Annotated in this window: 9 protein-coding genes; 1 reads left to right on the plus strand and 8 read right to left on the minus strand. The window is 40.4% G+C overall.

Features of this window, described 5'->3' with window-relative positions; all coding sequences use genetic code 11:
• The 3 genes from J0A69_RS21710 to J0A69_RS21720 all read right to left on the minus strand — a co-directional run.
• The coding region (locus J0A69_RS21710; protein WP_206588739.1) for a carboxypeptidase-like regulatory domain-containing protein at positions 1-1121 on the minus strand (1121 nt) is incomplete at its 3' end.
• Positions 1118-2980, minus strand: coding sequence for a TlpA family protein disulfide reductase (locus tag J0A69_RS21715; protein ID WP_206588740.1), 1863 nt, complete (start codon positions 2978-2980; stop codon positions 1118-1120). The genes J0A69_RS21710 and J0A69_RS21715, both read right to left, overlap by 4 nt.
• A gap of 369 nt (positions 2981-3349) precedes the next feature.
• Positions 3350-3529 (minus strand): hypothetical protein, encoded by a 180-nt coding sequence (locus tag J0A69_RS21720; RefSeq protein WP_206588741.1) that lies wholly within the window; start codon positions 3527-3529, stop codon positions 3350-3352.
• Positions 3530-3887: 358 nt separating this feature from the next.
• Between J0A69_RS21720 and J0A69_RS21725 the strand changes: the two genes are divergently transcribed.
• Positions 3888-4454 carry a hypothetical protein gene (locus J0A69_RS21725; protein WP_206588742.1) on the plus strand — a complete coding sequence of 189 codons (567 nt, stop codon included), beginning with the start codon at positions 3888-3890 and terminating at the stop codon, positions 4452-4454.
• Positions 4455-4575: 121 nt separating this feature from the next.
• On the opposite strand, the gene J0A69_RS21730 is transcribed toward J0A69_RS21725, so the two are convergent.
• The 5 genes from J0A69_RS21730 to J0A69_RS21750 form a co-directional block, all read right to left on the minus strand.
• Complete coding sequence (locus tag J0A69_RS21730) at positions 4576-6750, minus strand: hypothetical protein (protein ID WP_206588743.1); 2175 nt, start codon at positions 6748-6750, stop codon at positions 4576-4578.
• Between the two features lie 235 nt (positions 6751-6985).
• A complete protein-coding gene (locus J0A69_RS21735; protein WP_206588744.1) occupies positions 6986-9964 on the minus strand; it encodes a TrlF family AAA-like ATPase in 2979 nt (992 codons plus the stop codon).
• 550 nt (positions 9965-10514) lie between these two features.
• Positions 10515-11702, minus strand: a complete 1188-nt coding sequence (locus tag J0A69_RS21740; RefSeq protein WP_206588745.1) for a DUF2971 domain-containing protein — start codon at positions 11700-11702, stop codon at positions 10515-10517.
• A 77-nt stretch (positions 11703-11779) separates the two neighbouring features.
• Positions 11780-12550 (minus strand): hypothetical protein, encoded by a 771-nt coding sequence (locus J0A69_RS21745; RefSeq protein ID WP_206588746.1) that lies wholly within the window; start codon positions 12548-12550, stop codon positions 11780-11782.
• Complete coding sequence (locus tag J0A69_RS21750) at positions 12544-13566, minus strand: hypothetical protein (RefSeq protein ID WP_206588747.1); 1023 nt, start codon at positions 13564-13566, stop codon at positions 12544-12546. Before J0A69_RS21750 ends, J0A69_RS21745 begins: the two co-directional genes overlap by 7 nt.
• Positions 13567-13568: the final 2 nt, after the last annotated feature.

A 13568-nucleotide genomic window follows, 5' to 3' on the forward strand; every position in this document is an offset into this window, starting at 1 on the left:
GTCAGTCGGGAATTGTCTGATTCCACATCTTCCCCAAAATTCCTGTCCCATCCGGCACTGAACAGATAGGAATGCTTTTGGGAACCACCGGAAACATTCAGGGCATATTGCTGCTGGCTTGACGCCCTCTTGAAATACCGCTCCTGATCCCTTCTGACATCAGCATTCCGAATAGTCTGGATGGCTGCATCCAGTTCACTCTGTGACAACTGTCCCTGCTCATGGGCATAGAGCGCTTCTGCCAAGGGATTGACCACTGCATTTCTTCTATCCCGGAGCTGGGAATTATAAAAGCCTGCATCATACAGTTCCATTTGCTTGTCCACCAAAGAGTTGATGGACATGAGTGGATAATAAAAAAGGTCAGGCTTCTGTACCCTGGTCAGGTTACTGGTCAACTGTACCTGAACAGGCCTGTCAAAACTCCCTTTTTTGGTGGTGATCACAATCACCCCGTTCCCGGCACGGGCTCCCCAGATAGAAGCTGCTGCGGCATCTTTCAATACAGTCATACTTGCCACATCATTGGGGTTGATACTGGACAGCGGACCATCATAGGCCAGGTTATCCACCACGATCAAGGGCTCACTGTTGGAAATCAATGTCGCTGTCCCCCTGATGGAAATACTTTCCCCCAAAGCAGCCCCTCGGATATCCCGATTAAAGATCAATCCCGGGGTGACATCCTCCAATCGGTCAATCAGGTTGGTCGATACCCTTCTGTCCACCAGTTCCTGATCTATCGCCACAAAAGACCCTGTGGTCCTTTCCAGCGGAAGTTCCTGAAAACCTGTGGAAAATACCGTAACACCTTCCAGATCAAGATCCGTCTCCGTCATCACCACATCCAATAGTGTCTGTTCCGCCCCCAATTCGATTTCCTGGGATTGGTAACCGATAAAACTGAACACCAGCACCTGTTTACTTGAAGGCAACCCCAGACTATAAACTCCGGCTTCGTCAGAGACGGTTCCCAGTGTAGTTCCTTTCAGCATCACCGTCACACCGGGAAGGGGCATCCCATCCTCACCAGCGGTGATGGTACCCCTCACCGATTTTTGGGCATAGGCCTGGATTCCCAGACCCAGACCGATCCATAACATCAATAAAATTCTTTTCATAATTCCTGTTGGGTTTTTGGTTCGTTCCCTACCACCTGCTCCCGGTAGAGGTCAATAAATTTGTTTTTGAAAGCTTCGTAAGTGGTGAATCCCGTCCTCAGGTTGAATGAAACCACCCTCCCCTGTCCATCGAGCAGCATGGTCTTGGGGAAGGCATGGATTTCATAATAATCCCTCCAGCGCTTCTTGCTTTCTGGAGTGGTAATCAGGTTCGTCAGGGACAGGTCAGAGTACTTACTAATCCTGGACTTCCAGAACTCCCGATCATCATCCATGGAAATAGCAACCAGGCGATAGCCCAGATTCTGGGTATCCTGATACAGCGGAAAAAGTATGTCCTGAAAGAAATCCGCACTATGTGCACAGGAGGAAAAATAGAAATACAGCAAAGTTGGCTGGCCCTTAAAGAAATCCTCGGTATAAACCTGCCCCTCCATATCCTCCAATCTGACCGGAATAATAGTCTCTCCGGGAATAAAAGCATGACCCAAGTTTACAAGCCTATCCTTCCAGGGACTGCTCTCAGTTGCTGCCAGATATGAATCCAAGGTAGTCGCAGCATCCGGTATTGCCCCCATGTATTGGGACAAATAACCGCTCAGCAACCTGTCTTCCATTTCCCCGGAATAATCCTCTGCCACCTGGCTCAGGTAACTTCTCTTTCCAAAAATTGCCTTCAGCATGGATTTCTCCATCGCCAGATTCAGGTAAGGAGCAGAAACCAACTGGGACTGGGTATGAACCGAAGCATCCAAATCACTCTCCCAGTCCTCCAATTCAGAAAACAAGACTAAAATCCTGTCCAGATACTTTTCCCGCTCCTCAACAGAAAAACGGCTGAGAACCTCAGGGTAGTGGAATTTGCGAAAGGATGAAAGCCTTTTTCCATAAAAGCCACTGACTACCTCAGTCAAGAGCAGGTCATAGCGATCCTTATCCAACTTATCTTTATAGAATTCAAGCAATTCCAATTGGGGAGCAAGCAACTCCTTTCCCCGATCCAGCTCAGTAAAAAAGTAGTCCACGGCCTCCTTTCCTACCTCCACCAACTGAAAATGGCTTCCAAAAGCAGTTTTGTATTTCTCCATCAAGGCCTGATTTTCGGCTTTCTGGAACCGAGGCCTGGATCTACTGCTGAACATGACCATGGGGGCATCAAAGTCCATTCTCGCGACCAAGCGTTTTAGGGCATATTGCACCTCATAGAATACAGCATCAGGACCACCAAAAACAATAGACGAATGGAACAGATCCAAATCGATCTTGACGCTATCCCCCGGATATACCAGGTAATCCTCCAAAAGAGGTCTATCCCCCAAGGTCAAAGTGAAATAGCCTGCCCTGTCAGCCAAACTAAGTTCAAAACTAAACTTCCGAACCCTAGGGCTGGAAACACCATCGTAAAACTCCCCCTTCTCCAATTCAACCAAGGCCTCCTCCTTCATAAATGGAGCGTCCCTAGAAAAGAAATAAGGAGTCCAGCTAAACGCCAATGGACTAAGTGAATCAGGATTGATCAGCTCTCCATAAAAGAGCGCCACCCCAAAATTGTCTTCCCCAGCAGGAGAGCCAAAGCCCCCCTGCTTAAGAGAAATAGCATCATCAACTAAACTAAATTCCTCTTTAGATGGAAGTCCGGAGACCCGCCACGGCGGGCAGGCAGGAGATAGAAGACTAGGTCCACCATCAATATCCTGGGCAGTAAATGAGAAGAATGGTTCGGAGCGGGAATCCCCGCCCCGAGGGGGCATAGACCTATGAAGGGGATCTGCCCCGGGTGGATCAGCAACTTGTGCCGTGGATATGCTTATGGGAAGGCATAGGTATCCCAGTAAGCATGTGAATAGAATTTTTTTCATGCTTTTGAATTTTAAGCTGGAGGACGGAAGACAGAAGACAGAAGTGCGAACCGTCATTGTGAGGACGAAGGACGAAGCAATCTCGAAATAGGAAGTCTGAAAGCTAAAGTCAGAAGTCTGAAAGTACCCTCACAGACGCTTCCTTCCAGGCTCTTGACTCTAGCTTCTTGATACTTGATACTAGCTACTTGCTACTCAAAACAAGACATACCTCTCTCACCTTGCCCAATCGAGCAACCAGCAATAAATAAATACTAAGAAATTTGTCAGCACTACCGGCTACTGTGAGCTTGCTGACCTGAGTGTGTGGTAACCGATCTGCTCAGGGCTGTGCACCTCCCCTTTCACGGCCAAAAAAAGAACGAATCCTCAAATAGGATTCTTGGGCTTCAGAGGATACAGGCGATCTACCGCGGCGATGCCGAGTTCCTCTGGTAATGAATAATAGGAAATAGAACTAACTGACCCGCTTACCAGCTGAGCATACCCTTCCAGCCTGTGGATCCTACAGGCTACTGTCTGCAACAGAAAAGGAAGTAAATCATTCATGCTCGTTTTCATTAAAAATGAAAAATGGTAAAACGAGTCTTTATGACGATAAAAATGGAGCACCATAGCCTGGGCGCCAATCTACCGCACTGCAGGTTCCGACGCCTTTAGGAACGGAATTACGATAGGGCCCAAGAGCTATAGTGCATACGAAAGTACGCATAATAATCCCTTGAGCATTAACCTACCGTCTCGTCCTATTACAAATTGTCGGAATTGCAGTCGAGACTCATTTGATTAATGCCAAGTAGAAGGATAAGTCCTTCACTTTTTCTTAAGTGTCTAAATATAAGTAAAGAATGTAAGATCAAAAACATTCTGACCACTTTTTAGACTAAATAATTTAATCCATTTGGTCATGGATGAAGATATTAACAAAGTTCTTGACCAGATTTCCGCCCAAAGATTTAAAGAGTTCATAAAATTCTTAGAGCTAACTCCAATTGGAATGGCAGCATTTCTTAAAATTTCCACTGATCATATGTATTCTTTAAGAAAAGGGAGAAGGTCAATTAGTGATTCAATAGCCGAGTCTCTTGCCATTAAACTAGGAATTACTGAGGCCGATGTTTACAATTCAAATTTTAAGCTTCGAAAGACCGAAGAGGGTATTGAATACATGAAAGACTTTATAAATTCCAATAGTCATAATCCCAACTATTTTGTAAATCTAAAAAATGAGAAAAGCCTCACATTCAAAATTCGCACAATACTGGTTGAAAATGGATTCTTCAATTCTGAGAAACGAGTAAAACAAGTTGTTGAAGAACTTGCCAAACTTCATATAAAAGCCACTAGCGAGAAAGCAACAAAAAGCCTTCTTTACCTTGACGAAACCGGATATTTAACTTACCAAAAAAAGCCATTTATTAAAAAAGATGGTACTGAAAGCAAACTTTCCGTAAACCATTATTTGGAGCCATAAAAAAACAGTTGTGAACTTTCCTGGTTTTTGGAAAAGCCCCTGAGAGGCATAGGTAATATTATTCTCGAGGAAAGAGGGAAATATCAACAGGAATCAAGACTACCTATTGTCTGAAAATTGTTTAGTTCCTATTAACTATAGTATCATATTTCATTTTTATCAAATCCGGTCTTCCATAATGTGTATACATAAGAAATTCTGATTCAGTGTCAAAGATATTAATTGTTAAATTGGGAGAAATCTTGATTCCCCCATTAAGAAGAGATTTAAAAACTTTTCTTCTTATTGAAAAATCCCTGATATCGTCAATAACTCGTGCAATTTTTTCAATCTCTGATTCAGAATAATCGTGATTGATCCTGTTTCCAATTTTTATTATTAGATCATGAATAACGGAGGTCCTAATGGACTGAGAAATAAAATTCAGCCAATTGGTAAACATTTTCTTCTCTATTGATTCCTTTAAGGAATAAATAATTCTAAGATAGCAAGCTGTACCTCTATAAATACTTATTGGCAAAAATGTACCGGTGACTGTCAAAGCTCCTACCTCAAAAAAAGCATCATGAATTTTATTATTATATCCAAAATTTCGATTTGTGTTACAACATGACAAAAAAACAATAGGTGCACCCAATTTATGTTCAACAATGTCAGAATTGTAAACCTTTTCACTACCAACCAACAAATAACTTGTTTCTAAATCTTTATCAATTTCACCATGGCAGTCAAAAATTAAAATCTCAGGAGAATGCCTATCAATTGACATCTTTATTTCCTTAATATTATTACAAAAGGAATATTTGAACCCATAAGTTTTACTGTGGCTAATAACCAATTCATATGTTTTTGAAAATTCATGAGAACTCTGATGTTCTGCATCTCCACTCAGAATAACAAGGATATTTGATATAGTATTTTCAGAAACAAAATACTCTAACTTATTATGTGCAGAATAATTATTCAAAAAGCCTTGGTAGTTCGACTCTTGGATTCTACATACATCATGAGAATACCCAAGAGGTATACCATCAAGTGTCAAAAACTCGATAGGAAGATCTGAAATTGCCAAGATCTGCCCCTCCCTATTTTTTAAATATTTTGCAATCTCTTTTGAGATCGTATTCTCCGATAGCTTTCTTCCAAATTTTAGAATAGTATTAATTTTCTGTTTACTCGATTTCTTTCTTTTAAAATTCCCAGACGAAGGGTTGAAAAAACTAAGCTCTTTATATAAAGACTTGCCTTTTAGTGGAAATCTTATTGTAGGACTAAATGTAAAAGAAGAATGCAAATGGCAAATTGCATCAATTGCCAACATTTTTGGAGCTAAAAATCTTTTCAGTATTTCAGCTCCAATCATTTGCTCATTATTACCTATAGAATTGTCATAGTCTATAAGTATATGATTGTAATTTGAGTCCTGTTCTAGTGAATAAAATTGTTCAATATATTTTTGATCGCTCAATTGAGTTATTTTCTTTAAGTATTTTTTCAGTAGTGGATTGTAAAAAGGAAAAGCAGTTATTAAAATTGGAAGCGCATTAGAATCTTTAAAATGCAATTCATCTAATACAACCATTGACTTTAATAAAACCCCATCCCGTTCTGAATGTGTCTCTAGTGCCACCAACTTAGGTGGAGAGTTTTTCCAAAAATTTGATTTTACTTGTTGAAAAGTTAATTGATTATTGATTGCAGGGTTAAAATCAAAAAATAAATTATCATTAGACGTCTCATCTAAATTCATTTCTAAATCTTTTCCGTTAGTCAGCATTGATTTAAATCCATCGAAATCTCTTTTAAAAAGTCTTACTAAATCAAAAGTATCTTTAAAACCATTTCCCGCCAAGTAACTTGGTACTATGCCAACCCCTCTACCATTAAAAAAACTGAAATAAAAATACTTATGCCTAACGTTCATTATAAAAGAAAAAACATCTTTTAACCTCTTTGATTCCGCATCGATAAAATAAACTGTTGGACGGTCCTTAAGATTTAATAAATTGATATAGCTATTATTTTTTCCTAGAGCTTGATTCAAACTATTCTCATCGAGAAAAAGAATGTTTAGTGCCGCATTTAGCTCACTCACTGAATTAGATAAATTAAAAAAAAGAGCTGGGTTTTCTAATTGAAAAAAATCTCTCGGGTATTTTGCAAGATGTCTTAAAATATTATAAGTTCTCGGAACTCCCAACAAATGTTCGGCAGTATTTTTCTCACTAGAATGAATTATTATATATTGGATTGTAGACTTATTGTATTTCTTCAGTTTAACATGCTTATTCATCATCCAAATCCTAGATCTAGTTTATAATATTGTTTATTTTAATATTTAATTAAATTAACACTAAAAGAACAAGCCGCACAGGGTTTGTCAAGCCATCAATGTTCCCGAAAAGGATATGAAATTCCTCCCTCGTATCCTATGCAATCTTAAATTGACCCCGCTGGACTAATCAAGCAATTAAAAAGACCCTTACTTGGTTGTATCCAAATTATCAACGGGACTAGGGGAAGTTTGCCTACTACCTATCCAGGCGAACACGAAGTCGTCGGGCGCGTTCACGAAATGCGGCTTCACCTCCTTCAAGGATGTCACAAACTGCTTTACGAATCGCAGCGTTTTCCAATCCGCCTGCTACATAGCTTATTGGAGGAAGACCTCCCGATGGATGTGGGCCAGCTTCGGCAACTATGATCTGATCTGCATCAGTATTGATCACTAAGTTGGCATTGTGTGTCACCATAATCACTTGTCGTCTTTTCTTCGCTGAAATAAACAATGAAACCAGTTCATCAAAAACTGATTTCGGATCTAAATTCTCCTCTGGTTGGTCAATGATAAGCGGTCTGTCATCTGAATCATCGAGAGCGAGATAGAGCAACAGCAACACAACGCCCCGGGTACCTGGCGAAAGCTTGCGTATGTCGACACCGTCGTAGGAAATCTCGTACCGGATCGTGATGTGATCCGTTCTAAACAACCAATGCGCAAACTGCTTGGTCCAATCACGATACTCAGTCTGTTGAGTCGGATTGAAAGGAGCATGCGAAAGAAGATCTTTCAAGTACTTGGCTGTGAAAGCTGTCATCGCTGCCTGTACTTCAGCCGCCGTGCCTATTTCCCAAACAGATTTGAGTGCTTCCGTCGCGGCAGAAATAAGTGAACCACGGCCATAAAATGGTCCGGCTTTGCGTCTATCGAGTAGCTCTTCTTCGGCAAACGAGCCCCAACTTTGCACATCCGCTATCCTTCGGACAGAAAAACTTAGTTTTTTTAGCGTACCAGAAGACGCAGTGAGGCGTGCCATTAATGGTGCGTATAGATCAGCCAGTGCATTCTGTTCGTTGTTTATCGCCTCAAAAATTCGAGCATACGAGCTATCCCGCTCTGACTGAAGTTCCCTCCGTCGTCCCGCGGCACCAATTGCGTCTTTGAGTCTAACTTCGAAAGTCTGAAGCGCCGAATTTTCCTGCGCTATACGGCTAGTTAGTGCTGTGTACTGATCACGGAGGATCTTATCTGCACTGATCAGCGCTTCAAGGCGGGTCATTTCTGCGACGATAAGCGTAAGCGGTAATGTCGAAAGATCAATATTATCTGGTATCAAGGAGATGTTTGGATCGCCAACTGGTACCGCTACGCCATTAATTTTGAGGATTTCATTATCGGCCCAATCAATATAAGAAGAAAGGCTTTTATCCACATCTCCCTTATAAATCAGAAGGAATTCTTCCCACTGCTTTTGGTTAAGGCCGCTATTTGTATGTCGTGTCTGAGCTTGGCGTAGCATTTCTGGCGCCCCAGTGGCGCGCATACTCCGAACTTCGTCCTGAAGGGCGATGAACGATCTGCGTTGATTTCCTAAGGACTGAATCTTGTTGCGAAGCCTCTGCGCAGCCTCGCTAAGTTGGGTATGTCGTACGACCTGTGTTTCGGCACCTTTGATGAGAAGTTTCTTACGATCAGCTGAATAATCAGTAATCAACTTTTTCTTTTGTTCTACCAGTTTTGTCAAGGTGGCGACAAGGCTTTCTTTCTCAAACTCGGTCGCAATCCTATCTGATATGTCAGTAATTGACTCGGCCTCGCGTTCCTGAGCTTGCTTGAACCGCGAAGTCCGCTGATCCCTCAGCTCAGAGAAATCGAGGGCCCATTCACAATCGTCCTTCGAATGTGATTCAAAAATAACTCGCTCAATTTCATTAACCAGCCCATCGGAGATACCTTTTGCTGAGCAAAGCTCTTCGACAAATTGTTGTGAAAGATACCGAGCGCGAGGAAAGGACATAGGTCCATTCGCATCTCTACCGTCCAGCAAACGAGTAACTGTCACACCCCCTCCCCAAGTAAGTGTAGTGGTCGCGCCCACGATATGACTGCTTGCACGTGCTAAGAAGGAAGCGCTAATATTCTCGTTAACTCCACCCCAACCTGTAGGGGCTATTGCGTCACATCCGGCGGAAATCATATCGGCCAGAGCAGTCTTTCCAGAGCCTCGTGCACCAATTATGGCTACAAGTCCAGGATTGAGAGGTATTTCAGGAGTAGTGACCCAATCCGCATTATCGATCTTGACATGCGAAATAACCTGAGAAGGCATTGCAGTTGTCGGGGGCTTCTCCCCTACATAGGCTCTGCTTCCTGGGTCGATGCATGCCTGTCTCAATGAATCAAATTCCAACGCTCCTTTGATCCACGAAAAGCGATTGTCAACAGGCTTACCCACGGACTTCAACTCGTGAGAATCACTCCCATGGAGGCACGGCTTGCAACCGTCGTAGCGTGACCTTAGCTCATCAATGCTGACACTTTTCTGACCGATCCAAAATTCACGTTGAGCAATGCTACTTGAAAAAATGATGTGAGCAAACTTCTCAATTTCCTGACGGACGGTCACGTCAGCAGCCTGACGAACGCCGGATGTACCATCTCCAGTACCGCCAGCAACGGCGATCAAAATATTCTTTTTCGCCCATTCACTTTCCCCTATAACCTTTCTAAGTTGATCGAAGTTTACCTTGAACTGAGTAGCCCCAAGCCTGAGCGCAGCTCCATCATCTATTATGGAAGAGTCTGCCCGCTTGCCAAGCTTAATCAGTTCCTCGGGGGTGCAGTCAAATCGATCATTAAAAGCGTTGAATTGTAACCTCTTCAAAATTCGATTTACCTCAGAAAGGTGTTTTGGATCTTCAGGACTAACCAAAAGATGTAAATTTACAAAACCCGTTTTCGCAGCTACATCAAGTCGCAGCTCGATATTCGGAAAGATCAGCGAAACACCAGGCAATCGTCCTGCTGCTTTGTGCTTGAGAAATTCCTCGTAGGTGCCGGTGACATAATAGTCGGTGACAGCGATTACTTCGATTTTCGGCACCGATTCTTCTATGGTCGTGAGATAGGAATTCCAAGGATCTGCAGAACCAAACTGATTATTTAGGATTGTGCCAGGTGCATGGATGTGCGGCTCCCATCTATGCCATTCAGAACCTCGACTGATCATGTGTTTATAAACTTTTTTGGATTACATTTAAAACAAAGCGACTACTATAATTTTTCCATAATCAAAGTTATCCCTATCTAGGACAGTTCAAATATTTGTTTGAACATATTCGTTTGTGAAATCCCCTCCCTCGCCGTAGTCACATCGTTCCTGGAACTGGGTGAAGTTCGCCTGACCTACAAGCTGGTCCAAGGCTAAAATCTTCCGCTGGAAGATTTCTTCAAGCCCTGTCCTACCGAACATTTTTGACAATTTTTAATTGGTTTTACTACCTCCTCCCACCCTCCTCCTTAAAGAGGAGGCGCTTGGCTCTGCTCCAGATGGGGTTAAGGATAAGAAGTGAGTTGGTCGGGTGTTTTCAATAACTAAAAGACATCTGCAAGAAAAGGAAAAAAAATATACGAGAACATACCTTGTACAGGGTATTTTGGAGAAACCGGATAAAATCACAGGTGATTTCAAGATTTTAACGTGAAAATAGTTGGGAATATCCGAGAATTAGAGACTGAGGGGAGGCTTTTTTACTTATTCATTCAGATCGATTTAGCTATCAAAAAAAGAATTCAAGCATTCTTTTTTTTCCAAGTTCAGAGTTAGTTATGTTAGATATGTTTTGATAGATAATATTGTTTTCTTCGTTATTCACAGAATCAACATTGGCATTCCTGGCCTGTAGTTTGAAGCTACTGTCACTTTTTGTAGTTGCAATGACCTCAATATTCATCTTATCCGAAATATTAACTATGCTTTTCTTTATTCCATGATCAATTCTACATCCTAGATATATTTTCTTTATTTTTAAAAAAGGAATTGTTCTATTGATTTGAAAATATGATTCGTTTAAATCAAGAATTATTCTCCATTCTTTTTCATAGCTCCAGAATGCTGACTTAGTTGTGTAAGTTCTGAGAATAGCTTTGCGTATCTTCTTACTGATTTTCACGTCTTGTTGGAAATGATTTAATCTTAAAAGCTCGGCTGCAGGTATGGTAGGATTTTTTGCAGTGTAAGTTATAGGGTAAATAGCACATTTCATTTCATTTTCATATTTTAATACGCTAAAGTCCAAATTATATTCAATACAAAAGCCTCTATGGTGGTCTGCATAATGTGACCACATTGTGGTGTTTTTCAATAGTTCATCTTCACTTTTAAATGAAGAAAAACTAGATACACCAATTTCTATTGAGCTTAAATATTCTAGTGCAGATTTGTACTTGCGAACTGCATCAGCCTGAATGCTATTTAATACCCTAGCTAGCTTACGTTGTTTAGACTGTTTTATGGAAAAAAAAATTGATTCAAAACTCAATGATCGACTAGAAGTAGCCAAAACCAAAGATTGATATTCGTCTAATGATATTCTGTCTTCACCCCCCTCCACATCTACTAAATCATCTTCCTTAAGTCTTTTTAATACATATGTTTCTTTAAATAACTCATAGTTACTATTCAATGTGCAGTCAAATGGATCGTTAAAACTCTTTGGGTCAGACAAATAAATTGTAGAGTTGTATAGGTTGGATAAATTGAATGAACTTGGCGAACAGAACTTAAATAGAGATTTTGGCAGATGCTCTTCTTTATAATTATGAAGTTTACCTAATGTTTCAACTATACCTATTTCATCCAAACTATCATAATATTCATTGATAAAATGTCTTGACCAATTTCCCGAATAATTTATACTTCTATAGTCTGTGTTTTTATATTTGGATGGTTTGTCGAATAATCCCATAATTAAATTCTTTTGATAGAAACTTTAATGTTCTTCTCTCATTCTTATTCTTGTTTTTTTCTCGCATTTGCTAACCTTCAATCACTTATTCTGAATGATTTTTTGAATTGCTCAAATACATCTTTCGGGACAATATTGCTTAACCCCATTTCCTTAAAAATGGCTTTGTCCGGTAATTCGACAGCTATCAATTCAGCAAACTCATTCACGTGAGCCTGAATTGTTTCTGGTAACTCAAATAGGGATTCAGATGTAAGCATTACTGTTAAACGAAATACATCTGCTTTATGCTTTCTCAACTGCTTGGCATCTTCTTTACTACCGTTTTCAATCCTTTCCTTGATTTCCAAAAATGCCTTTGCTTTCAAACAAATTAATGCTTCAATACTGGCATGATGCAAGCCATCTTCCAGCTGACTATGATCAATCATGTAATTGTAATAGTCATCATTTAAAAGAATGGCAGATAGACTCGAAAGGTCATCACCAACAGGAATTGGGGTAAGGTGTGCGTCACCCTCTAAAACAATCATATCGGGAGTTCTTGAAAACAGTTCTATCTGGTGTGGAAAATCTTTATTCTCTGGATTTAAAAATCGGTAATACTCTCTTTCGTCATTACTTTTTTCCCTTTGCTTATACTTACCATCATTAATAAACTGCCAAAACTGCTTAACAAATTCTGAGTTTAGGGCTTCTACCACCAAAATGATGTCTATATCCTTGGTTGCTCTGGGAACAAAGCCCGCTTCGTCAATTATAATATCACAAGCCGTACCGCCAATTATCACATAATTTTTGGTGTACTGCTCAAAGTACTTTTTAAATATATCTAATCCTCTTACCATATATATTTCTCTAAAATTTGATCTAGTGCTATTTCAATTCGTTCATCTCTGCTGTCCTTCACACTCAGGTATAAAGAAAGCGGATCTACCACAGCTCTGTCATTTGGTAATTCGTCAACCAAAGTCAATGGGTTATATTTCCATACCTCTAAAGCATACCTACCTTCATAATCATTCGGATTCAACAATACATTGCTCTTTTGCAAACCATAAAAAACGGTTTTTTCAATAGCGAAATATTCCTGCCTGATTGGGTTCAAATCGGTATATTCAGGCATAGCAGATGCATTGCTTTGCAACAAAAAAAGGTCTTTGGGCATTTCATCTACAAATACTGTTTTAAGGACAGGATTTACAAGTAGGTTTTGCTCATGAGCTGTATACCATAGCTCATTTCTATCGCCTGTAAAACGAATAAACTTTTCCTTTTCACCCTCGACTTCTACCAAATCGTGATATTTTAAATTTTCAATGGCATTGGTAATTGCCATTGGTGTATAGCCTAGTTTCTGTGCAATTTCTTTAAAGGGATGCTCTTCCAGTTTCCATTTTTGGAATCTATGGATGATATGGTAAATCAGTAAAAATTGCGCAGATGGAAGTAATGTATCATTTTTTTGCCGTGTCTTTGGATTTACAAAGCTTTCCCGCAAGTCAATCAGCAAATCAGGCATGTAAAGTTGCTTTCCAGGTACTACAAAGTTGATACCTTTTTCAATCAAGCGTTTCCGGTTGTATGCTTGAATTTTTTCCAAAACTATCACCACTTTTTGGTTAAGCAGTTGTTTTATTTGTTGAACCTGTTTCTCAGTTTGCTGAATGCTTAGTTCATCATTGTTTTTCAGTTCAGCCAAAATGATTTCTTTATTGAACAAGTCTGTGCGGTACAGCTTGTAAGTCTCGTTGATATACATAGGAAGCCTATCCAAATAGCTCTTGTCTAAGGAATATGCCGTTGGCTGTATTCCCAGCGTTTCCTGTATGTATCGAAGTGTTGATTTCATTCCACCTTCCATAA

The organism is Algoriphagus pacificus (assembly GCF_017254845.1).
In the GTDB taxonomy this organism is placed as follows: domain Bacteria; phylum Bacteroidota; class Bacteroidia; order Cytophagales; family Cyclobacteriaceae; genus Algoriphagus; species Algoriphagus pacificus.